This is a genomic window from Pseudomonas sp. Irchel 3F3 (assembly GCF_900187545.1).
Classification (GTDB): domain Bacteria; phylum Pseudomonadota; class Gammaproteobacteria; order Pseudomonadales; family Pseudomonadaceae; genus Aquipseudomonas; species Aquipseudomonas fortuita.
Genome location: NZ_FYDS01000008.1, coordinates 106,878 through 128,339, shown reverse-complemented (window position 1 = coordinate 128,339; position 21,462 = coordinate 106,878). Strand labels below are relative to the sequence as shown.

19 protein-coding genes are annotated in these 21,462 nt (G+C 63.0%); 12 read left to right on the top strand and 7 right to left on the bottom strand.

The genetic code is table 11. From position 1 onward, the window contains the following. The first annotated feature begins 25 nt into the window (after positions 1–25). The 3 genes from CKW35_RS19005 (at position 26) to CKW35_RS18995 (ending at position 4,015) form a co-directional block, all read left to right on the top strand. On the top strand, positions 26–748 hold the full coding sequence (locus CKW35_RS19005; protein ID WP_016484432.1) for a response regulator: 723 nt from the start codon (positions 26–28) through the stop codon (positions 746–748). Position 749: 1 nt separating this feature from the next. Then, the gene (locus tag CKW35_RS19000) at positions 750–2,117 is read left to right on the top strand and encodes an ATP-binding protein (RefSeq protein WP_095116705.1); all 1,368 of its coding nucleotides are present in this window, start codon (positions 750–752) and stop codon (positions 2,115–2,117) included. 230 nt (positions 2,118–2,347) lie between these two features. Further along, positions 2,348–4,015, top strand: coding sequence for an FMN-binding glutamate synthase family protein (locus CKW35_RS18995; RefSeq protein WP_060518066.1), 1,668 nt, complete (start codon positions 2,348–2,350; stop codon positions 4,013–4,015). A gap of 30 nt (positions 4,016–4,045) precedes the next feature. On the opposite strand, the gene CKW35_RS18990 is transcribed toward CKW35_RS18995, so the two are convergent. Next, the gene (locus CKW35_RS18990) at positions 4,046–5,365 is read right to left on the bottom strand and encodes an OprD family porin (RefSeq protein ID WP_016484429.1); all 1,320 of its coding nucleotides are present in this window, start codon (positions 5,363–5,365) and stop codon (positions 4,046–4,048) included. 475 nt (positions 5,366–5,840) lie between these two features. Here CKW35_RS18990 and CKW35_RS18985 point away from each other — a divergent pair, with 475 nt between their 5' ends. Continuing rightward, positions 5,841–7,916, top strand: a complete 2,076-nt coding sequence (locus CKW35_RS18985) for a TonB-dependent siderophore receptor (protein ID WP_016484428.1) — start codon at positions 5,841–5,843, stop codon at positions 7,914–7,916. 71 nt (positions 7,917–7,987) lie between these two features. Here the strand turns inward: CKW35_RS18985 and CKW35_RS18980 are convergent, their stop codons facing one another. Together CKW35_RS18980 and aguA are read right to left on the bottom strand one after the other, a co-directional pair. Further along, complete coding sequence (locus CKW35_RS18980; protein ID WP_016484427.1) at positions 7,988–8,185, bottom strand: hypothetical protein; 198 nt, start codon at positions 8,183–8,185, stop codon at positions 7,988–7,990. Between the two features lie 183 nt (positions 8,186–8,368). Next, complete coding sequence (gene aguA, locus CKW35_RS18975; RefSeq protein WP_095116614.1) at positions 8,369–9,475, bottom strand: agmatine deiminase; 1,107 nt, start codon at positions 9,473–9,475, stop codon at positions 8,369–8,371. Between the two features lie 278 nt (positions 9,476–9,753). Between aguA and rfbC the strand changes: the two genes are divergently transcribed. The 4 genes from rfbC to CKW35_RS18955 are packed head-to-tail and all read left to right on the top strand — an operon-like array spanning position 9,754 to position 14,014. Beyond that, a complete protein-coding gene (rfbC, locus tag CKW35_RS18970; protein WP_016484425.1) occupies positions 9,754–10,299 on the top strand; it encodes a dTDP-4-dehydrorhamnose 3,5-epimerase in 546 nt (181 codons plus the stop codon). A 42-nt stretch (positions 10,300–10,341) separates the two neighbouring features. Then, entirely contained in the window at positions 10,342–12,156 is a 1,815-nt protein-coding gene (locus CKW35_RS18965; RefSeq protein ID WP_016484424.1) for an ATP-binding protein, read from the top strand. After that, positions 12,153–13,559, top strand: coding sequence for a sigma-54 dependent transcriptional regulator (locus tag CKW35_RS18960; RefSeq protein WP_016484423.1), 1,407 nt, complete (start codon positions 12,153–12,155; stop codon positions 13,557–13,559). The genes CKW35_RS18965 and CKW35_RS18960 overlap by 4 nt, the downstream gene beginning before the upstream one ends. Then, positions 13,559–14,014 carry a YiiD C-terminal domain-containing protein gene (locus CKW35_RS18955; RefSeq protein ID WP_016484422.1) on the top strand — a complete coding sequence of 152 codons (456 nt, stop codon included), beginning with the start codon at positions 13,559–13,561 and terminating at the stop codon, positions 14,012–14,014. The genes CKW35_RS18960 and CKW35_RS18955 overlap by 1 nt, the downstream gene beginning before the upstream one ends. Positions 14,015–14,091: 77 nt before the next feature. On the opposite strand, the gene cysQ is transcribed toward CKW35_RS18955, so the two are convergent. Beyond that, positions 14,092–14,910 carry a 3'(2'),5'-bisphosphate nucleotidase CysQ gene (cysQ, locus tag CKW35_RS18950; RefSeq protein ID WP_016484421.1) on the bottom strand — a complete coding sequence of 273 codons (819 nt, stop codon included), beginning with the start codon at positions 14,908–14,910 and terminating at the stop codon, positions 14,092–14,094. Then, complete coding sequence (gene nudE / locus CKW35_RS18945; RefSeq protein ID WP_016484420.1) at positions 14,907–15,473, bottom strand: ADP compounds hydrolase NudE; 567 nt, start codon at positions 15,471–15,473, stop codon at positions 14,907–14,909. The genes cysQ and nudE overlap by 4 nt, the downstream gene beginning before the upstream one ends. Before the next feature lie 64 nt (positions 15,474–15,537). On the opposite strand from nudE, the gene yrfG reads away from it, so the two are divergent. Beyond that, on the top strand, positions 15,538–16,200 hold the full coding sequence (gene yrfG, locus CKW35_RS18940) for a GMP/IMP nucleotidase (RefSeq protein WP_095116612.1): 663 nt from the start codon (positions 15,538–15,540) through the stop codon (positions 16,198–16,200). A gap of 112 nt (positions 16,201–16,312) precedes the next feature. Here yrfG and lysM read toward each other — a convergent pair whose 3' ends face one another. Beyond that, the gene (gene lysM / locus CKW35_RS18935; RefSeq protein ID WP_016484418.1) at positions 16,313–16,753 is read right to left on the bottom strand and encodes a peptidoglycan-binding protein LysM; all 441 of its coding nucleotides are present in this window, start codon (positions 16,751–16,753) and stop codon (positions 16,313–16,315) included. 177 nt (positions 16,754–16,930) lie between these two features. On the opposite strand from lysM, the gene fdhD reads away from it, so the two are divergent. From fdhD to CKW35_RS18920, 3 genes are all read left to right on the top strand, one after another. Then, on the top strand, positions 16,931–17,761 hold the full coding sequence (gene fdhD / locus CKW35_RS18930) for a formate dehydrogenase accessory sulfurtransferase FdhD (RefSeq protein WP_016484417.1): 831 nt from the start codon (positions 16,931–16,933) through the stop codon (positions 17,759–17,761). Positions 17,762–17,766: 5 nt separating this feature from the next. Then, a complete protein-coding gene (locus tag CKW35_RS18925) occupies positions 17,767–20,112 on the top strand; it encodes an FdhF/YdeP family oxidoreductase (RefSeq protein ID WP_016484416.1) in 2,346 nt (781 codons plus the stop codon). Positions 20,113–20,308: 196 nt separating this feature from the next. Next, the gene (locus tag CKW35_RS18920; RefSeq protein WP_016484415.1) at positions 20,309–20,788 is read left to right on the top strand and encodes a glycine zipper domain-containing protein; all 480 of its coding nucleotides are present in this window, start codon (positions 20,309–20,311) and stop codon (positions 20,786–20,788) included. 54 nt (positions 20,789–20,842) lie between these two features. Here the strand turns inward: CKW35_RS18920 and CKW35_RS18915 are convergent, their stop codons facing one another. After that, positions 20,843–21,283 carry a thioesterase family protein gene (locus CKW35_RS18915; protein ID WP_016484414.1) on the bottom strand — a complete coding sequence of 147 codons (441 nt, stop codon included), beginning with the start codon at positions 21,281–21,283 and terminating at the stop codon, positions 20,843–20,845. Between the last annotated feature and the right edge of the window lie 179 nt (positions 21,284–21,462).

The following is a 21,462-nucleotide window of genomic DNA, read 5'->3' as shown; positions in this document are numbered from 1 at the left end:
CCTCACCGAACAGGTGTTTTTCCGCATGAGCACGACCTTGCTGGTTGTCGACGATGACGACGAGATCCGCGAACTTCTTTGTGATTACCTGACCGATGCCGGCTACAACGTGCTAGCGGCAGCCGAGGGTGAACAGATGCGCGAACAGCTGGCCCGGCACAAGGTGGACCTGGTGGTGCTCGACCTGATGCTGCCGGGTGAAGATGGCCTTAGCCTGTGCCGCCAGTTGCAAGCCACGCGTGGTCTGGCCGTAATCATGCTGTCGGCCAAGGGCAGCACGCTGGACCGCATCATCGGCCTGGAAGTGGGTGCCGACGACTACCTGGCCAAGCCTTTCGAGCCACGCGAGCTGATCGCCCGGATCAAGGCCGTGCTGCGTCGCCCGCAACGCCTGGATCCCCCCGCCGACGAGCCCGCCGTGGTGGATGCCCAGCAGTTCGCAGGCTTTCGCCTTGAACACGTCAAGCGTCTGCTCACCCGCCCGGATGGCGAAACCCTTACCCTGCCGCGCTCCGACTACCGCGTGCTGCGCGAACTGCTGGACGCCAACAACCGGGTAGTGTCCCGCGACCAGCTGACCCGCAGCGCGTTTGGCCGCGACCACCTGCCCGACGACCGTTCGGTGGACATGTGCGTCAGCCGCCTGCGCCAGCAACTGCGCCGCGCGCCGGCGGGGGCCGCGCAAATTCTCACCATCCGCAATGAAGGCTATCTGCTGAGTATCGCCAACCTCGCGGCCGATGCCTGACATGCGCTGGCTTCGCCGGCTGTGGCCGCGCACCTTGTTTGGCCAGTTGCTGCTGATCATGGTCAGCGGCACGCTGTTGATCCAGTTGATGTCGAGCAGCATCTGGTTTGATGTGCGCTTTGCCCAGGTGCTCGAAGCCCCGGTGAGGCTGATCGCTGCACGCAGTGCACCGCTGATTGCCCAGGCCGACTGCCACGGTGGCACGTTGCAGGCGCCAGCCCATTACCAGCTGCGCTGCGCCGAGCACCTGCCCACGGCGGAGCATGACGAGCGTCGCGGGCGCAGGCGCATCGAGCTGTTGCTGCAGCAGGCCCTCAGGTACGAACTGGGGCATGCCCAGGACGTGCGCCTGCTGAAGGTGCGGCTGACCGATGAACTCGGTCAGCCGATTGTCTGGCGCAGCCTGTTCGGCCTGCGCACGGCCCAGGCGCATATCCAGTTTGCAGTGCCGTTGGCCGATGGCCACTGGCTGACCATTGAGGGCCAGGAACTGCAGGGCTGGAGTGGCGAATCGGCCTGGGTGCTGATCAGCGACTACCTGTTGCGGGTGTATGCGCTGCGGATTGTCGCGGTATTGCTGGTGTGCCTGATTGCCGTGCGCCTGTGCCTGCGCCCGTTGCGACGCCTGGCCGACGCAGCGCGCGGCCTGGGCGGCAACCTCGAGCAGCCTCCCCTGGCGCTGGATGGCCCGGAAGAAGTGCGCCAGGCGGCGCAGGCGTTCAACGCCATGCAGCAGCGGCTGATTGCCATGGTCAATGACAAGGCCTACTTCCTGGCCGCCGTGTCTCATGACCTGCGCACCCCGCTGACCCGCATGCGCCTGCGCCTGGAGCGGCTGCCAGACGACGAACACCGCCAGCGCCTGCGGCAGAACATCACGCAGATGGACGACATGATCGGCCAGGTTCTGGACTACCTGCGCGCGGGGGAGCAGCAGAATTTGCAGCAGGTGGACCTGGACCGCTTGGTTGCGCGCCAGTGTGCGGACCTGGCCACTGCCGAAGAACCCCTTCCGGTGCACGGCCAGGTGGGCAGTTTGCGGGTAGATGCCTCGCTGTTGCAGCGCTGCCTGCAAAACTTGCTGGTGAATGCGTTGCGCTACGCCAAGCATGTTTCGGTCACGCTGGAACGGGCGGTAAGTGGAGTGTTCATCCATATCGACGACCGCGGGGCCGGGGTCGCGCCGGAGCTACTGGCAACCATTACCGATCCGTTCGTGCGTGGTGAAGGGTCGCGCAACCAGGCATCCGGCGGGTATGGGCTGGGGTTGAGCATTGCCCAGCGGATTGCCGCCAGCCATGGTGGTGAGCTGAGGGTGTCGAACCGCGAGGGCGGTGGGTTGCGGGTCAGCATACTGCTGCCTGGCTAACGCTATTTTTCTGTGGGAGCGGCCTTGTGTCGCGATGGGCTGCGCAGCAGCCCCGGCGGTTTGTGCCGTGACACCAATACCTGGGGCTGCTGCGCAGCCCATCGCGACACAAGGCCGCTCCCACAACATGGGACTGCGCAATCAGGTAACAGTCTTTTACCGATTACCCAGGTTTTCCCTCCCCCGCCTTTGCCTATCCTATGCCCGGTCATCCTGCCTGCGATGGACCCATGAATCACTCTCTGCCCAGCCGCTACGCCTGCCTCGCCATCTGCCTGTTGCTCACCTTCGCCAGCCTGCCGCTGCTGCCCCAACATGCCTGGCTCTGGCCAATCACACTGATTACTGCCCTGCTCAGCCTGGTCGGGCTCAACGACCTGCGCCAGAGCCACCATGCGGTGCGCCGCAACTACCCGATCCTCGGCAATATCCGCTACCTGATCGAAACCATCCGCCCGGAAATCCGCCAGTACCTGATCGAGGGTGACGACGACAAGCTGCCGTTCTCCCGTTCGCAGCGCTCGCTGGTCTATGCCCGCGCCAAGAACGAAAGCGCCGAGAAAGCCTTCGGCACGCTCAACGATGCCTACAAGCCCGGGTTCGAATTCATTAGCCATTCGATGCTGCCAGTGGCCACGCCTGACCCGGCATCGTTTCGCATCGCCATTGGCGGGCCACAATGCCGCCAACCCTACTCGGCCTCGATCTTCAATATATCGGCCATGAGCTTTGGCGCGCTCAGCGCCAACGCTATCGCGGCCCTCAACCGCGGCGCGCGCATGGGCCGGTTTGCCCACGACACGGGCGAAGGCAGCATCAGCCCGTACCACCGTGAGCACGGCGGCGACCTGATCTGGGAAATCGGCAGCGGCTACTTCGGCTGCCGTACGGCGGACGGTCGTTTCGACCCGCACCGTTTTGCCGAACAGGCCCGCTCGCCACAGGTGAAGATGATCGAGATCAAACTCAGCCAGGGCGCCAAGCCGGGCCACGGCGGCATCTTGCCGGGGCACAAGGTCAGCCCTGAAATCGCCGAAACCCGTGGCGTGCGCGTAGGTGAGGACTGCATCTCACCGGCGGCGCACAGCGCCTTCCGCACACCGGTCGAGTTACTGCAATTTGTGGCCAGCCTGCGCGAGCTGTCGGGCGGCAAGCCTGTGGGTTTCAAGTTCTGCCTGGGCCACCCGTGGGAGTTCATGGGCATTGCCAAAGCCATGCTGGCCACCGGCATCACGCCGGACTTCATCGTTGTGGATGGCAAGGAAGGCGGTACCGGCGCGGCACCACGCGAATTCAGCGACAACATGGGCGTGCCCATGCGCGAAGGCCTGATGTTCGTGCATAACACGTTGGTTGGCCTGAACCTGCGCTCCAGCATTCGCATTGGCGCTGCGGGCAAGATCGTCAGTGCTTTCGACATTGCCAGCGTGCTGGCCATCGGCGCTGACTGGGTCAACTCGGCACGCGGGTTCATGTTTGCCATTGGCTGCATCCAGTCGCAAAGCTGCCACACCAACAAATGCCCGACCGGCGTGGCCACGCAAGACCCACTGCGCCAGCGCGCCCTGGTGGTGCCAGACAAAGCCGAACGGGTGGCCAGCTTCCATCGCAACACGCTGCACGCACTGGCCGAAATGCTGGCGGCGGCAGGCCTGGAGCACCCTTCGGAGCTTAAGCCCAAGCACCTGGCCCGGCGCGTCAGCCCCAGCGAAATCGGGTTGTTTTCGGACCTGCACACGTTCCTCAAGCCAGGCGAATTGCTCAGTGGCTCGATTGAAAGCGAGTTTTATGCGCGGATGTGGCAGATGGCACGTAGCGACAGTTTTGCGCCGGAGACAGGAGAACTGATGCCCGTTGCAGCAAAAACCGTGCGCCGAAAAGAAACAGCCCCGGCATAAGCCAGGGCTGTTCGATGCTTCAGATCAGGATCAGAAGATGCTGATCGGGTACTCGACGAATACGCGGACTTCGTTGCCGTCGTCGTTGTAACCGTTCTGCTGCACGGCATTGTTGGTACGCAGGAACGAGCTACGCAGTTTGATGGACAGGTCCTTGGCCGGGCCGTCCTGCACCACGTAACGGATCTGGTTGAAGATCTCGCGCTCTTTACCTTCGCCAAAGCCCTGTGGGTTGGCGACGTTACGGGTGTTGATGTTGTCACCCACCACGTAGGCCAGCTTGTAGGTCAGGCCCGGAATGCCGTAGGCACCGAAGTCCAGGCCGTAGCCCAGCTGCCAGGAGCGCTCGTCTTCGGCATTGAAGTCGGACCAGTACGAGTTGGCCAGGTAGATGGTCGAACCACCGTCACCCACGCCACCGGCGTTCTGGTAGAAGCCGTAGTTGTAGCCAGTGCTGCCGGTGCTGCGCTGGTGGGCGATGGTGAACGAGTGCGCACCGTACGCGTAAGTGGCTGCCAGGCTCCAGATGGTGTTGGAGTCACCGTTCAGGCCAGCGGCTTGTACGTACTTGTTGTCGATGTCCGACTTGTAGCCGTTGAAGTCCAGGGTCAGGGACTGGTCGCTGGCGATCGGGAAGACGTAGTTCAAGCCCAGGTAGTGCTTTTTCATCACGTCTTCGTTGTCGGCGGTGTACAGCGAAGCGGTGAAATTGTCGGTGAACTTGTAGCTGCCACCGAAGACGTTGATCGACTTCAGGCCACCACCGTCGCGGCGCTCGGCGCTTTTGCGCGCTTCCTGGGTGAAGCGGCCGGCGTTCAGTTCCAGGCCCTCGATCTCTTTCGAGGTGATCAGGGTACCGGTGAAGCTTTCTGGCAGCAGACGCGCGTCGTCGTACTGCAGCACTGGCAGTGCTGGCATCTGGTCACCGTACTTCAGCACGGTGTTGGAGATGCGGAATTTCACAGCAGCGCCACCACGGGCCAGGTTGTGCGGCGAGCTGGCGTTGCCTTCGGCATTGGTGGTTTCGTGCGGCTTGAAGAAGTCGACGCCGCCGCCACCGTTGTGGCCTTTGCCGCCATCAAGGCGCACGGCGTACAGGCCGAATGCGTCGACGCCAACGCCGACGGTGCCTTGGGTGAAGCCGGAGGAGAAGTTGGCGATGAACGCCTGGCCCCATTCAATCTGGTCGTCGGTGCCGTGCTTCTTGTCACGGTTGATGTAGGCGTTGCGCAGAAGGACGTTGGCGTGGCTGTCCTCGATGAAGCCCTTGCTGTCGGCCTGGTCATTGGCCTGTGCCTGGGTCGCGGCGATCATCGCCAAGGCGACCAGGCTGATCCTGGTTTTCAACATGTTGTTTTCCTTATTTCTTAATCAAAAACGCTCTGCACTATGACGCCAGGAACCAACGCCCCTTCGTAGGTTCGACGCTATGCGGATCCAGCCTGGTGGGCCAGCCGGTAAGTGCACGGCAGCCCTCGGCAGCAGCATGGCCAAGATCATGGCCAGCAGGCGTTGGCCGAATCCTAGCCGTGTGCGATTACAAATGTCAAAAAGTCGTGAAATGCAGGTTGATATAACCAAAATTATCAGCAGCTCTAGTGCATTTCCATGCAGTGTTGGGCTATCAGCGGGCAATTTATCTTGTGTAGGAAATTGCCTTTGATCGAACGGACAGGTTCCCCTGAGCAGCCAAACACGCGGCCGCAGAGGTTGTTACAAACAGACACATATGTAAAGACAAGGCTTTACAAATACCCAAGCAAAGGCAAATAGCAAGCATTACCATTCGCGCCTTATTTTTCACCTGCCCGGTCCGGATGTGTCCATGCTTGTACCCTGCCGCCTTTCCCCCTTTACGCTTGGCCTGTCGCTCTTGTTCAGCGCCAGCCTGGCCACTGCTGCCACCACCACGCTGCCAGAGTCGTCGGTTACCGCCGACAGCGAGCGCGAAAAGGACAACCCGCGCGTCAAGGAGGTGAGCACCGCCACCCGCACCTCGACGCCGGTGCGTTATGTGCCGCAGGCCATCGACACGGTAAAAACCGCCAATGTGCTGGACTACGGCAGCAACACCTTGGGCAAGGCGCTGGAGGGAATCCCCAACGTCAGCAGCGGCGCCGACACCCGCTTCGACAGCGTGCGCATCCGCGGCTTCGAGGCCAGCAACGACTTCTACCTGGACGGCATTCGCGACGACAGCCAGTACATCCGCGACCTGCACAACATCGAGCGGGTCGAGGTGCTGAAGGGGCCGGCGGCGGTGCTGTATGGCCGCGGCAGCCAGGGCGGCATTGTCAACAGGGTCAGCAAGGCACCGGAGCCTGGCCGCCGCTCCACCCTCGAAGCGCAGGCCGGCAGCGAAGACCTGCGCAGCCTGTATGCCGACCTCAGTGCCGACCCCAGCGACACAGTCAGCCTGCGCCTGAACATGGGCAACCAGGACAACAACAGCTTGCGCGATGGCATCGACGGCAGCCGCCAGCTGTTCGCGCCGTCGATCAGCTGGCAGATCACCCCCGACCTCAACTGGCTGGTGCAGTACGAATACAGCCGCTACAACCGCACGCCTGACCGGGGTATCCCCGGGGTGAATGGCCGCCCGGCCGACGTCAGCCGCAGCACCACCTACGGCGACCAGCGCGACTACATCGATGATCGCGCGCAGTCCCTGCGCTCGCGCCTGAACTACCAGCTGAACGAAACCTGGCAACTGCGCCATACCCTGGGCCTGATCAAGCTCGACAGCGCGTTCGACAACACCTATGTCACGGGCTACAACGCCGGCACCAATACCTTGACCCGCCAGCGCTGGCAGCAGGACCTGAACACCCGCAACCTGTTCAACAACCTGGAGGCCGAGGGCGACTTCGACACCCTGGGCCTGGAGCACAAGCTGCTGCTGGGCCTGGAGATTGGCAACCAGAAGCGTGACCCCGTGCTGTATACCGCTGGTAGCCAGACGCTGCCGGGCTTGGGCCAACCCAACCGTAGCCAGCAGCACAACGGCCGCCTGGTGCTGTCGAGTGACAACCACACGGTGGTCGATAGCCGCGGCATTTATCTGCAGGACCAGATCCGCCTGAACGATCAATGGCAGATCCTTGCCGGGGTGCGCTTCGACCAATTCGAGGTTGAAACCACCAACATGCGCAACCTGTCCGAGTCGCAGGACAGCAACAGCACCAGCCCACGCCTGGGCGTGGTGTACACACCGTGGCGTGACCATTCGTTCTACGCCTCGTGGAGCAAGACCTTCTCGCCGGTGGGCGGCGGCCTCATCGGCATTACTCCGGGTTCGCAGGGCAACACCAACGACACCAAGCCGGAGGAAACGCGCCAGAAGGAAATCGGGGTGAAGAGCGACTGGCTGGACCAGCGCCTGAGCACCACGGTGGCCATCTACGAGCTGGAGCTGTACAACCGCCGTACCCGCGACCCGCTCATCCCGGAAAACATCTTGCTCAGTGGCTTGCAGCGTTCGCGCGGCATCGAACTGACCGCCACTGGCAACATCGTCGGCAACTGGTATGTACGCGGCGGCATCGGCCTGCAGGATGCGATCATCGTCAAGGACAACAATGGCCAGGAAGGCAACCGCATCAATGATGTGGCCAAGCGCAACGCCAGCCTGTTCGTGACCTGGAAACCAGAGCTGGGCTGGTACGCCGAAACCGGCCTGACGCTGGTGGGCGAGCGTTATGCGGACAACCAGAACACCACGGTATTGCCAGGGTATGGCCGTTGGGATGCACTGGCGGGGTATCGCACCCATGACTGGGATGTGCGGGCGGCGTTGAGCAACATTGCCGACAAGACCTACTACAGCTCGGCGACCAGTGCGGCGCAGATTCAGGTGGGGGACCCGCGTAGCCTGGTGGTTACGGGTAGCTACAGCTTCTGATCGTTGTTGACTGTACTGGCCTCTTCGCGGGCATGCCCGCGAAGAGGCCGGTACAAGTAATACCGATCCGATCAGTGCCACACCGCCATCAGCGCCTGCATCTCTGCTTCGCTGATCAGCCCTTGAGGGTACCGCCCGGCAAGCAGACGTCGTGGGTCGGTCGTCCTGACCCTGATGCTTCCATGGTGTTTCAACCACTTCGCCAACACCTTGAGCGACTGGTGATTCACTGCCGATGGGCGCAAAGCCGACTCACTTGCTGCATTCATGTCTACACGTACTCCCTGGCCCGTGAGCGGCTAATTTACGTAAGTAATGTTACAGATCCGAGAGCGCGGCCCGGCCGAGCTATCTAATTGAAAAACAATACAAAACGTATGCCAGCCTGGGCGCCGGGTGTCGCCCGAAAAAAAGGCCCGTCAAATGACGGGCCTTTTTAATTCAAGCCGCGTTCAACGCTTGACCGGCGCCGGCTGCTGCTGAGTCAGGCAGTGGATGTTGCCGCCACCCAGCAACAACTCGCGGCCAGGGATCATCACTACTTCGTGGTCAGGGAAGATCTTTGCCAGAATCGCTCTGGCTTCAGCATCTGCCGGGTCGTCAAAGCTCGGCGCAATGATGCCACCGTTGACGATCAGGAAGTTCACGTACGAACCGGCCAGGCGTACCGACGGGTCACGCGCCTGGCTGCCGGCAACCTGATCGACACCGGCGCACTCTTCAGCGGTGGCAAACAGCGGCCCAGGAATCGGCATCTTGTGCACGATGAACTCACGGCCCTTGGCATCGCGGGTGTTTTTCAATACCTCCATGGCGGCGTGGCAGCGCGCATAATTGGGGTCGTTGGAATCATCGGTCCAGGCCAGTAACACTTCACCGGGGCGCACGTAACAGCAGAAGTTGTCGACGTGGCCGTCGGTTTCGTCGTTGTACAGGCCGTCCGGCAGCCACACCACGGTGTCGACCGCAAGCTGATCGCGCAGCACTGCTTCGATCTGCTCGCGGCTCAAGTGCGGGTTGCGGTTACGGTTGAGCAGGCATTCCTCGGTGGTGATCACGGTGCCTTCACCGTCCACGTGGATCGAACCACCCTCAAGCACAAAGCCTTCGGTCTGGTAGCGCTGGCAGCGCTCCATTTCCAGCACCTTGGCGGCCAGTTCCTCGTCGCGGTTCCAGGGTGCGTACAGGCCCCCATCGAAGCCGCCCCAGGCATTGAAGCCCCAATCCACACCGCGTACTTCACCCTGGTCATTGATGACGAAGGTCGGGCCGGTATCACGCACCCAAGCGTCATCGTTGCTGATTTCGACCACACGAATATTTGGCTGGTCGAGCTGGCGACGGGCATTTTCGTACTGGCCAGCGGAGGCGGCGACGGTGACGGGTTCGAAGCGGGCAATGGCCTTGGCCAGGGTGACATGCGCGGCCTGCGCCGGCTTGCCGCCCAGGCGCCAGTTGTCCGGGCGCTCCGGCCACACCATCCACACCTGGGTTTGTGGGGCCCACTCGGCGGGCATGTGGAAACCATCGGCACGGGGCGTGGAGTTGAGGGTTTTCATGGGTGACCTCTGTGATGGCCCTGAGCCGGAGTGTGCTGGGGCGTTTGGCAATTTATAACCGATACATATCGATATTTGAAGCCCAATATATGCATAAAATCACACCATTCGGCGCTTTCAAATCGATAACAATCGGTAAATAAGTGGAATGGTGTGGGTAATGGAACGGGCTGCCGTCTACCAAAGCCACACCTTATGCATCCTTTTACAGGTACGCGCGGAAATTTCCGACAAGGCCGACTAGGGTCATTACGTGAGCAACGGGCCAGCGAGCCGCTATGAACATCATCCCTACCGCAATCCCTGAAGTACTGATCATCGAGCCGAAGGTTCACGGTGACAGCCGTGGTTTTTTCTTCGAGGCATTCAACGCACGTGAGTTCGCACGGCAAACCGGCGTGCGCACCGAGTTCGTGCAGGACAACCACTCGCGCTCCAACAAGGGCGTGCTGCGCGGCCTGCACTATCAGGTAGAAAACACCCAAGGCAAGCTGGTAAGGGTGGTGCACGGGGAAATCCGCGATGTCGCCGTGGACGTGCGCAAAAGCTCGCCAACCTTCGGCCAATGGGTCGCCGTGCATCTGTCGGCCGACAACCACCGCCAACTCTGGATTCCACCCGGCTTCGCCCATGGTTTTGCGGTGGTGAGCGAGTCGGTCGAGTTCCTCTACAAGACCACCGACTACTACAACCCCGGCGCTGACCGCTGCATCCGTTGGGACGACCCGCAACTGGCCATCGACTGGGGGCTGCAGCAGCCACCGGTGCTGTCGGACAAGGACAAAGTCGGCCTGCCACTGGCAGAGGCGGAACTGCTGCCATAACTAGCGCATAATTGCGCCAGACTTTTCTGGCGCATTTACGTGATGATTGCAAAACCCACGCCCCCACGCCGTCCGCGCTGGCGCAGCCTGGCCTTGCTGGCCCTGTGCCTGGCCCCGTTGCTGTGGCCCCTGCATCACTTGGCCGAACGCTATTACCAGGAAGAGCTGGCCTCGCAGAACCGCCAGACCCTCGACCTGTACGTCGCCAACCTGCTCGGCACCCTGCACCGCTACGAAACCTTGCCGCAAATCCTCGGCGACCTGCCGGCGCTGCGTGGCGTGCTGGCCGACCCGTTCCGCCTGGAAGCGGTGACCAACGCCAACCGCCTGCTCAAGGACATCGTGCAGCAGACCGGTGCCGAGGTGATGTACCTGATGGACGTCAGCGGCAACACCTTGGCCGCGTCCAACTGGGACAAACGCGACAGCTTCGTCGGCCGCAACTTCGCCTTCCGCCCGTACTTCAACGAAGCTATGGCCGGCCACCTGGGCCGCTTCTTCGGCCAGGGCACCACCTCGGCCAAGCGCGGCTATTTCTTTGCCGCCGCCGTACGGGACCGCGAGCGGATCGTTGGCGTGCTGGTGGTCAAGGTCGACCTCGACCACACCGAGACCCTTTGGGGCCGCACCCCCGAGCAGCTGTTGCTGACCGATCACAATGGCGTGGTCATCCTGACGTCGCGACCCGACTGGCGCTTCCGTGCTACCCGCACGCTGACCGAGGCCGAGCGCCAGGCCATCATCGCCATCCAGCCCTACCCCACCCAGGCCCCACAACCGCTGATGCTCAACCCGGACGCCTGGATCACCCAGACCCGCGACATCAAGGAAACCGGCTGGCAGGTCAGCATCCTCGCCCCGCGCATGCTGGTCGATCGCTCGGTGCAAACGGTGATGGCCATCGGTGCCGGCACCCTGCTGGTACTGATGCTGCTGGCCGGCCTGGTCATGCAACGGCGGCGCCACTACATCGACCGCATCGACTTCGAAGCCCGTGGCCGTCAGGAGCTGGAAAAGCGCGTGGCCGAACGTACCGCCGACCTTGAAGGCCTGAACACCCGGCTGAAAAATGCCGTGCTGGAACGTGAGAACGCCCAGCAGGAGGCGGTGCGCGCCCAGGATGAACTGGTGCAGGCCGGCAAGCTATCGGTATTGGGCACCATGTCGGCCAGCATCAGCCACGAGCTCAACCAGCCGCTGGCCGCCATCCGCAGTTACGCGGAAAACGCCGAGATCCTGCTGGACCACCAACGCACCGATGACGCCCGCGGCAACCTCAAGCTGATCGGCGAGCTGACCGGGCGCATGGCCTCGATCATCGCCCACCTGCGCGCCTTCGCCCGCCGCGACCGGCATGCTCCGGAAAGCGTGGCCCTGCAGCCCGCCCTGGACGATGCCCTGGCACTGCTTGCCAAACGCCGCCGTGCAATGGCCGTGGAGCTGATCCGCGACCTGCCGGAGGCGACCTTGTGGGTACAGGCCGGTGAAACCCGCCTGCGCCAGGTGCTCGGCAACCTGCTGGCCAATGCCCTCGACGCCCTGACCGAAAAGGCCAACCCACGCCGCTTGTGGCTAAGTGCCGAGCAGCGCGATGACTGCGTCTACCTGTACATCCGCGACAACGGCCCAGGTTTCAGCCGCCAGGCCCTGGAGCACGCCAAGGAGCCGTTCTTTACCACCAAGACCCGCACCCAGGGCCTGGGCCTGGGCCTGGCTATCTGTGAAAGCCTGATGCGCGCCTTGGGCGGTGAGCTGCTGCTGGCCAACCATCCGGAAGGTGGCGCACTGCTGACCCTGCAGCTGCGTGTGGCCGCGCCTGGCGCTACTTTGCCCAATTCGGAGGACCCCTCGGCATGACCACCGAGACATTGATCGACAGCCAAGCCCAGGTCATCCTGGTCGACGATGACCCGCACCTGCGCCAGGCCCTGAGCCAGACCCTGGACCTGGCAGGGCTCAAGGTGGTCGCCCTGGCCGATGCCCAAGGCCTGGCTGACCGTATCGAGGCCGACTGGCCCGGTGTGGTGGTCAGCGACATCCGCATGCCCGGCATCGATGGCCTGCAACTGCTGGAGCAACTGCACGGCCGCGACAGCGAGCTGCCGGTGCTGCTGATCACCGGCCATGGCGATGTGCCGCTGGCGGTGCAGGCGATGCGCGCCGGGGCTTATGATTTTCTGGAAAAACCCTTCGCCACCGACGCGCTGCTCGACAGCGTGCGCCGCGCCCTGGCCCTGCGCCGCCTGGTGCTGGACAACCGCAGCCTGCGCCTGGCACTGAGCGACCGCCAGCAACTGGCCACCCGCCTGGTCGGCCATGCGCCATCCATGCTGCGCCTGCGCGAGCAGATTGGCGCCCTGGCCGGCACCCGCGCCGATGTGCTGATCCTGGGTGAAACCGGCGCTGGCAAAGAGGTGGTGGCGCGCGCCCTGCACGACCTGTCCAGCCGCCGCGACGGCCCGTTCGTGGCGATCAACGCCGGTGCGCTGGCCGAGTCGGTGGTCGAGAGCGAGCTGTTCGGCCATGAGCCCGGCGCGTTTACCGGCGCGCAGAAGCGCCGCATCGGCAAATTCGAGTTCGCCAATGGCGGCACGCTATTCCTCGACGAGATCGAGAGCATGAGCCTGGATGTACAGGTAAAACTGCTACGCATGTTGCAGGAGCGGGTGGTCGAGCGACTCGGCGGCAACCAGCTGATCCCACTGGATATCCGCATCATTGCCGCAACCAAGGAAGACCTGCGCCAGTCCGCCGACCAGGGGCGCTTTCGTGCCGACCTGTATTACCGGCTTAACGTGGCGCCGTTGCGTATCCCACCGCTGCGCGAGCGCGGCGATGACATCCTGGTGCTGTTCCAGCACTTCGCCGACGCCGCCAGCCAGCGCCATGGCCTGCCGCCACACACCCTGCAGCCACACCAGCGCGCCGTGCTGCTACGTCACGCCTGGCCAGGCAATGTGCGCGAGTTGCAGAACGCCGCCGAGCGTTTCGCCCTTGGCCTGGAACTGGCCCTGGACGGCCAGACGCCGCCGGCGACGGCACTTGCAGCGCCAATGCCGAGTGGCAACCTCAGCGAACAGGTCGAGCACTTCGAACGCTCGCTGATCGCTGCCGAACTGGCCCAGCCACATGGCTCCATGCGCAGCCTGGCCGAGGCCCTGGGCATCCCCCGCAAGACCCTGCACGACAAGCTACGCAAGCACGGTTTGAGCTTTGACGGCGCCGGCGGCGGGCACGACGATCAAGAGGATCACCGTTGATGAACACCGATAGCCAGTACCTGCAATCCGTACTGCACAGCGATATCCCCCTGACCCGGGAAATGGGCCTGGAAGTAGTCGATTGGCAACAGCACACCCTGCGCCTGCAACTGCCGCTGGCGGCCAACGTCAACCACAAGAGCACCATGTTCGGCGGCAGCCTGTACTGCGCGGCCGTGCTGGTGGGCTGGGGCTGGCTGCACCTGCGACTGCGTGAGCTGGGGATCGATGACGGGCATATCGTCATCCAGGAAGGGCAGATCAGTTATCCGTTGCCGGTTACCGGAGCGGCGGTGGCGCGTTGTGCAGCGCCCGACGAAAAAACCTGGGAACGATTCATAGCCATGTACCAGCGCCGTGGGCGGGCGCGGTTGACGTTGGAAACCACCGTGAGCAATGCCGGGCGTGACGAGCCTGCCGTGAAATTCAGCGGCCAGTACGTTCTGCACCGCTAGCCCGACAGCCGCTTGAAGCAACTGCCTGGCACACAACCCAAAGACTGGCGCAATCCCTGTGGGAGCGGTGAAATCCGTCAGATCAGGTTCAGGAAGGCCTGGCGCCATGCAGCATTGGCCGGCAATGCCAAAAAATACGGGTTAAGCAGCGACTCGCGCGGCGGATACCGGAACGGCAAGCCATCCAGCCCGATCACCTCGCCGCCGGCCCCTTCCACCACACCCTGCGCCGCTGCAGTGTCCCACTGCGAAGTCGGCGCCAGGCGCGGATAACAATCGGCACTGCCCTCAGCCAACAGGCAGAACTTCAACGAGCTGCCAATATTGGCCAGCTCCAGCTCTCCCACAGCGGCCCCAAGGCCGGCCAACAACGCTTCCTGCTCCGGGCTGGAGTGTCGACGGCTGGCCACCACGGTAAAACGCTCGCCCTGTGCAGGTGCGTTGCGTACCTGAATCAGCTGGGCTGCCTCACCGGCATCTGCACGCCAGGCCCCCATGCCGCGCCCACCAAAATAGCAGCGCCCATTGGTGGGCATCGACACCACGCCAAACACCACCTCGCCGTTTTCGACCAGGGCGATGTTGACCGTGAACTCTTCGCTGCCGGCAATGAACTCCTTGGTGCCGTCCAGCGGGTCGACCAGCCACCAGCGGCTCCAACCCTGACGCTCGGCCAGCGCAATGTTGCAGTCCTCCTCGGACAGCACCGGAATATGCGGCGCCAGCGCCAGCAGGCCATCGGCAATCACCCGGTGCGCCGCCAGGTCGGCGGCGGTAACCGGCGAGTCGTCGGCCTTGTTGGTCACGGCCACATCGGCACGCCAGAACGGCAGGATCGCCTCACCCGCCGACAACGCCAGCTTGACCACTTCGTGCATCAGTTGCAGGTCGTTCATAGCTCCAGCAGCCCCCGCTGAATCAGCAAGTCACGTGTCAGGTAAAGCGCCGCCAGGGCACGTCCCTCGGTGAACTGCGGATGCATGGCCAATGCCGACAGCTCGCGCAGGTTGACCTTGTCGACCCGCATCGGTTCTGGCTCATCGCCTTCCAGGCGCTCTTCGTACAAGTCGGTAGCCAGTACCACCTGGATCTTCTGGCTCATGTAGCCCGGCGACAGCGACAGCTCGGTCAGGTGCTCCAGCTGGCGTGCGCCAAAACCGGCTTCTTCCTTGAGCTCCCGGTCGGCTGCCGCCAGCACGTCTTCGCCCGGCTCGATCAGGCCCTTGGGCAACGACAGCTCGTATTCGTCGGTGCCACCACAGTATTCCTCCACCAGCACGGCGTGCTCGGCGTCGAGCATGGCCACGATCATCACTGCGCCGTAGCCGTTACCCCGGCCCACCAGGCGCTCGTAGGTACGCTCAGTGCCATTGCTGAAGCGCAATTGCACGGCTTCGACGCGAAACAGACGGCTGCTGGCGACGATTTCGCGGCTGAGGACGGTGGGTTTCTGGCGCATGGGGCGGCTCCTTGGCGTGAACGGGTTACTATACCGTGGCTTGCCGACTGATCGAGAGTTTCCCATGCCTGTTATTCCCTGGTCTGCCATCGATACCGTCCTGCTGGACATGGACGGCACCCTGCTCGACCTGCATTACGACAACCGCTTCTGGCTGGAGCACCTGCCCCAGCGCTATGCCGAGCTGCACGGGGTGAGCCGGGCCATGGCGCAAATGGAGCTGCAGCCGCTGTTTGAGCGCAATGCCGGCACCCTGAACTGGTATTGCCTGGACTTCTGGAGCCGCGAGTTGCGCCTGCCGATCCGTGAGCTGAAGCAGGAAATCGCCGACCTGATCGCCCTGCGACCAGACGCCGATACCTTCCTGGCGGCAATCCGCAAGGCGGGCAAACGCGTGGTGATGATCACCAATGCCCACCGTGACTCGCTGTCGCTGAAGCTGGAGCGGGTGGAACTGGCACCGTATTTCGAACGGCTGATCAGCTCGCACGATTACGGCTACCCGAAGGAAAGCCCGCAGTTCTGGGATGCATTACAGGCAGACATCGGCTTTGATCCGCAACGCAGCCTGTTCATCGATGACACACTGGCGATTCTGCGCAGTGCGCGGCAGTTTGGCGTGGGGCACCTGCTGGCGGTGCGCCAGCCGGATAGCAAGGCAGGGCCGCGGGATACCGAAGAGTTTGCGGCCGTCGAGGATTACCGGGAGTTACTGGTAGGCCTATGAGGCCCCATTCGCGGGACAAGCCCGCTCCCAAAGTTGGCCGCTGGGTTCAGGTTCAGCGGTAAAGCTGTGGGAGCGGGCTTGTCCCGGAAGTGGCCGGTACAGGCTGCGAAGATCAGTCAGGAATACGTAGCACCTGCCCCGGATAAATCTTGTCCGGGTGCGACAGCATCGGCTTGTTGGCCTCGAAAATCTTGTTGTACTGGTTGGCGTTGCCGTACACCACGACTGAAATGGCCGATAGCGTGTCGCCCTTTTTCACCGTAATGAACCTGGCCGCCTTCACCACTGGCCCTGTCACTGTAATCTGGTCATCCACGCTGGCCACACCATTGATGTTACCGGCTGCAAGAATGATCTTTTCCTTCTCCTCCTGGCTGGCCACCTCACCCTTGAGGATGATCTTGTCTCCCTCTACAGTGGCTTTGATGTTCGGGTTTCCCAGGCCGACACTTTCCACGTGCTTCTTGAGCTGCTCCTCGGCATTGGCATTGCCGGGGGTCAGCAGGTCGATCAACTTCTCGCCGGCTTCCTTCACGAAACTGAACAGGCTCATTGCGCTCTCCTTGTTGACGAAACCTTGGACTCACGAGTCTAGGCCAGCTTTTCCACTCCCGCCCCCTGTGCGACCAATCGACGCGGTCTATCAAGGCATAGACCCTAGCGATTAGACGCCGCCGGCCCGCAAGCCTAGGCTTGTGCTATCAGAAAGCCGCCGGTATTCAACGCCCCGATGAACAGCAAACCTCCGGTCTGCGCGGCCTCATCGCCTTTGTCCATGCCCGCCGCCAGCAACACCTACGATTACGTCCAGTTAACCGACGCCAGACGCGACAGCACACCGCTGGCCGAAGAAGTGGCCCTGGCCATTGTCTACAACGGCCTCAATCAGGCGGTGATGCTGGTAAGCCCCACCGACCTGGAGGACTTCGCCGTCGGTTTCAGTGTTGGCAGCGGCATTGTCGAAGGCACGGCAGACATCTACGACCTGAAGCTCTCCGGCAGCGGTTCGGCAATGTATGCCGACCTGGAAATTTCCAGCCGGGCGTTCTGGAACCTGAAAAACCAGCGCCGCCAACTGGCCGGCACCAGTGGTTGCGGCCTGTGTGGTGTCGAAGCCCTGGAGCAGGCGCTGCCGGACCTGGCCGTGCTGCCGGGTGCGCCCCTGCCCCCGGCCCAGTGGCTGGTGGGCCTGCGTGAACGCATCGATGCCTTCCAACCGCTGGGCCAGCATTGCGGGGCTGTGCATGCAGCCCTGTTCATGGACCGCCATGGCGAGCTTTTGCTCGGCCGCGAAGACATCGGCCGGCACAACGCCCTCGACAAACTGATCGGCGCCCTGCTGCGCCAAGGCATCGACAGCCAGGGCGGCTTGGCCATCGTCACCAGCCGCTGCAGCCTGGAGCTGATCCAGAAAGTACTGCGTGCCGGCATCCAGACCCTGGTCAGCCTATCGGCGCCCACCGGCCTTGCCCTGCAATGGGCACGCAAGCACAACCTCAACCTCATCCATTTGCCCAAGCACAGCGCACCGCGGGTCTTCAGCCCGGCGGCGGAGTCGTAACAGCAGTGACTTCTTACCAGCACCTCCCGGACAACGCACCAGCCTCCACCCCACGCTACAAGCCCTACCACGGCCCAGCCGGTGGCTGGGGCGCGCTGCGCAGCGTGGCCAAGGCATGGGTCGGCAGCGACAACGCACTAAAGAACATCCGCGCCCTGCTCAAGACCAACCAGAACGGCGGCTTCGACTGCCCGGGCTGCGCCTGGGGCGATTCGCCGGAAAGCGGCATGGTCAAGTTCTGCGAGAACGGCGCCAAGGCCGTGAACTGGGAGGCGACCAAGCGGCGCGTCGATGCGGCCTTCTTCGCCCGTTACAGCGTTACCTCGCTGCTGCAGCAAAGCGATTACTGGCTGGAGTACCAAGGGCGCCTGACCGAACCGATGGTCTACGACGGGCCCAGCGACCGTTACCTGCCCATCAGCTGGGATGCCGCCTTCGCCCTGATCGCTCGCGAGCTGAACAAGCTCGCCAACCCTGACCAGGCTGAGTTCTATACCTCGGGGCGCGCCAGCAACGAAGCGGCGTACCTGTACCAGTTGTTTGTGCGCGCCTATGGTACCAACAACTTTCCTGACTGCTCGAACATGTGCCACGAAGCCAGTGGCGTGGCCTTGGGGCAAAGCGTCGGGGTCGGCAAGGGCACCGTCACCTTCGACGACTTCGAGCATGCCGACGCTATTTTTGTCTGGGGGCAGAACCCCGGCACCAACCACCCACGCATGCTCGACCCGCTGCGTGATGCGGTGAAACGTGGCGCCCAGGTGGTGTGCGTAAACCCGCTCAAGGAGCGTGGCCTGGAGCGCTTCCAGCACCCGCAGAACCCGCTGGAGATGCTGACCAACAGTGACCGGCCGACCAACACCGCGTTCTTCCGCCCGGCGCTGGGCGGCGACATGGCGATGCTGCGCGGCATGGCCAAGTTCGTCCTGCAATGGGAACGCGAAGCCCAGGCCAAAGGCGAACCGGCCGTGTTCGACCATGCCTTCATTGCCGAACATGGTCATGGCGTCGACGACTACCTGGCAGTGGTCGATGCCACGCCGTGGGAACACATCCAGGCGCAGTCCGGGCTGACGCTGGCCGACATCGAGCTGGCCGCGCGCATGTACTGCCGTGGCAAGCGGGTGATCATGTGCTGGGCGATGGGCATCACCCAGCACCGCCATTCGGTGCCGACCATCCAGGAAATCGTCAACCTGCAAATGTTGCGCGGCAACATCGGCGCACCCGGCGCCGGTCTGTGCCCGGTGCGCGGCCACAGCAACGTGCAGGGCGACCGCACCATGGGCATCAATGAACGCCCGCCAGTGGCGCTGCTGGACGCCCTCGAAAAGCGTTTTGGCTTCCCCGTGCCCCGGCACAACGGCCACAACACCGTCGAAGCCATCCACGCCATGCTCGACGGCCGCGCCAAAGTATTCATCGGCCTGGGCGGCAATTTCGCCCAGGCCACGCCAGACACCGAGCGTACTGCCCAGGCACTGCGCAACTGCGAGCTGACCGTGCATATCAGCACAAAGCTCAACCGCAGCCACCTGGTGCACGGCAAGCAGGCGCTGATCCTGCCGTGCCTGGGCCGCACCGACATCGACCTGCAGGCCGACGGGCCGCAGGCGGTGACGGTGGAAGACTCGTTCAGCATGGTGCACGCCTCCAACGGCCAGCTGAAGCCGCTGTCGACGCAAATGCGCTCGGAACCTGCAGTGATTGCCGGCATCGCCGCTGCCACCCTGGGCAAGCAACCGGTGGACTGGCACTGGCTGGTGGCCGACTACGACCGCATCCGCGACCTGATCGGCGATACCATCGCGGGCTTCAGCGGTTTCAACCAGCGCTTGCAGCGTCCAGGCGGTTTTTACCTGGGTAACAGCGCTGCCAGTCGCGAATGGAAGACCAGCAGCGGCCGGGCCAACTTCAAGGCCAACCTGCTGCCGGATTCGTTGCTCGATGAGCGCGTGCGCGCCAGTGGCCAACTGCCCGACCTGATCATGCAGTCGATGCGCTCGCACGATCAGTACAACACCACCATCTACGGCCTGGACGACCGTTACCGGGGCGTGCGCGGCCAGCGCGAAGTGCTGTTCGCCAACGAAGCCGACATCATCCGCCTGGGCTTCCAGCCGGGGCAAAAGGTCGACATCGTGTCGCTGTGGGGTGATCAGCATGTGCGCCGGGTGCAGGGCTTCACCCTGCTGGCCTTCGACATCCCGGCCGGGCAGGCAGCGGCGTATTACCCCGAGGTGAATCCGCTGGTGCCACTGGAAAGCATTGGCGATGGCAGTCATACGCCGACCTCGAAGTTCATTGCCATCAAACTGGAGCGCGCACGGGACGACGGGCGTATTCTGTAGAAACGAAAAAAGCCCTGTTCCATGGCGGTTCAGGGCTTTGTCATAAAGGTCTCAGACAGCCGAAAAACGATAAAGTTTCACAGCAAATACAGTAACTTAGAGAATTGTGTACAACTCGTGTTACTCGTCGGATTTCCGTTGCCAGCCACGCCGCTTAGCCTCAAATTCGCCTCGTCATCCCTATGAGGCTCTCTTGATGAAGAAGTACTCCTCGATTTTGTTGTTGTCTTTCAGCTTGCTCAGCGGCGTTGCCATGGCAGGCGGCAATACCGAGGCCGGCATTGGCGGCGCATTGGGTGGGGTACTCGGCTCCGTAGTGGGTAACTCCATCGGCGGTAGCACCGGCGGCGCCATTGGTGCCGGTCTGGGCGGCGCAGCCGGCGGTGCCCTGGGTGCCGACAAGCGCCAGCGTGGCGAGGCCGCTATCGGCGGCGCACTGGGCGCTGCAGGCGGTAACGTGGTCGGTCGCTCGGTGGGCGGCACCACCGGTAGCTACATTGGCGCAGCAGCCGGCGGTGGTGCCGGTGGCGCGCTGGGTAACTACATGGGCAACAAAGCCGACGAAGACGAGCGTCATGATGATCGCCGCTACCGTCGCGGCTACGACGACCGTCGCCACTACGACCGTGGTCGCCACTACGGCCACCGCAAGCACAAGCGCCACTGGCGCGACTGATGCCGCGGGCCCTGCCCCGGCAGCAAAAGCCCCGCCCCTGCCGGCGGGGCTTTTTTATGCCTGCTGTTCCAGTACCAGGCCAGACAGGACCACTTGCAGCGGTTCAGGCAGCACCGCAGGACGACCACTGGCACGCTCGATGAACACCTGCACTACCGTGCCTGCAGCACACGCCTCCGGTTCCCCCGGGCGGAACAGCGCCAGGCGGTACTCCACCGTACTACCCGCCAGGCGCGTCACTCCTAAGCCCACTTCGAGCACGTCGGGAAAGCCTGGCAGCGCATAGAAATCCGCAGCCGAACTGACCACGAATGCCGCCAGTTCACCGTCACGCAGGTCCACCTCGGCCTGTTCGGCGAGGAAGGCCTGGATCGCCGTTTCGAAAAAGCCATGCACGGTAGCACCGGCGATATGGCCATTGACGTCGTTGTCCGAAGGGCGGGTGAGGATGGGGTGGAAGTGGTAGAAGGCAGTGCGCTGAGGGGATTCGGTCATCTGTCTGGCTCTTGTCTTCGCAAATGTTGCTGATAGTGAAACAGAAATTCCAGATTTCCGCTGCCTGAGCCGGCCTCTTCGCGGGTAAACCCGCTCCCACAGAAATCGCCGTATCTGTGGGAGCGGGTTTACCCGCGAAGAGGCCGGCTCAGGATATCGTTCAAAAAAAAAGCCGCCCC

Bases quoted from the DNA above. Each gene is read 5' to 3' on its own strand.
- CKW35_RS19005 (WP_016484432.1), top strand. From the start codon at position 26: ATGAGCACGACCTTGCTGGTTGTCGACGATGACGACGAGATCCGCGAA.
- CKW35_RS19000 (WP_095116705.1), top strand. From the start codon at position 750: ATGCGCTGGCTTCGCCGGCTGTGGCCGCGCACCTTGTTTGGCCAGTTG.
- CKW35_RS18995 (WP_060518066.1), top strand. From the start codon at position 2,348: ATGAATCACTCTCTGCCCAGCCGCTACGCCTGCCTCGCCATCTGCCTG.
- CKW35_RS18990 (WP_016484429.1), bottom strand. From the start codon at position 5,365: ATGTTGAAAACCAGGATCAGCCTGGTCGCCTTGGCGATGATCGCCGCG.
- CKW35_RS18985 (WP_016484428.1), top strand. From the start codon at position 5,841: ATGCTTGTACCCTGCCGCCTTTCCCCCTTTACGCTTGGCCTGTCGCTC.
- CKW35_RS18980 (WP_016484427.1), bottom strand. From the start codon at position 8,185: ATGAATGCAGCAAGTGAGTCGGCTTTGCGCCCATCGGCAGTGAATCAC.
- aguA (WP_095116614.1), bottom strand. From the start codon at position 9,475: ATGAAAACCCTCAACTCCACGCCCCGTGCCGATGGTTTCCACATGCCC.
- rfbC (WP_016484425.1), top strand. From the start codon at position 9,754: ATGAACATCATCCCTACCGCAATCCCTGAAGTACTGATCATCGAGCCG.
- CKW35_RS18965 (WP_016484424.1), top strand. From the start codon at position 10,342: ATGATTGCAAAACCCACGCCCCCACGCCGTCCGCGCTGGCGCAGCCTG.
- CKW35_RS18960 (WP_016484423.1), top strand. From the start codon at position 12,153: ATGACCACCGAGACATTGATCGACAGCCAAGCCCAGGTCATCCTGGTC.
- CKW35_RS18955 (WP_016484422.1), top strand. From the start codon at position 13,559: ATGAACACCGATAGCCAGTACCTGCAATCCGTACTGCACAGCGATATC.
- cysQ (WP_016484421.1), bottom strand. From the start codon at position 14,910: ATGAACGACCTGCAACTGATGCACGAAGTGGTCAAGCTGGCGTTGTCG.
- nudE (WP_016484420.1), bottom strand. From the start codon at position 15,473: ATGCGCCAGAAACCCACCGTCCTCAGCCGCGAAATCGTCGCCAGCAGC.
- yrfG (WP_095116612.1), top strand. From the start codon at position 15,538: ATGCCTGTTATTCCCTGGTCTGCCATCGATACCGTCCTGCTGGACATG.
- lysM (WP_016484418.1), bottom strand. From the start codon at position 16,753: ATGAGCCTGTTCAGTTTCGTGAAGGAAGCCGGCGAGAAGTTGATCGAC.
- fdhD (WP_016484417.1), top strand. From the start codon at position 16,931: ATGAACAGCAAACCTCCGGTCTGCGCGGCCTCATCGCCTTTGTCCATG.
- CKW35_RS18920 (WP_016484415.1), top strand. From the start codon at position 20,309: ATGAAGAAGTACTCCTCGATTTTGTTGTTGTCTTTCAGCTTGCTCAGC.
- CKW35_RS18915 (WP_016484414.1), bottom strand. From the start codon at position 21,283: ATGACCGAATCCCCTCAGCGCACTGCCTTCTACCACTTCCACCCCATC.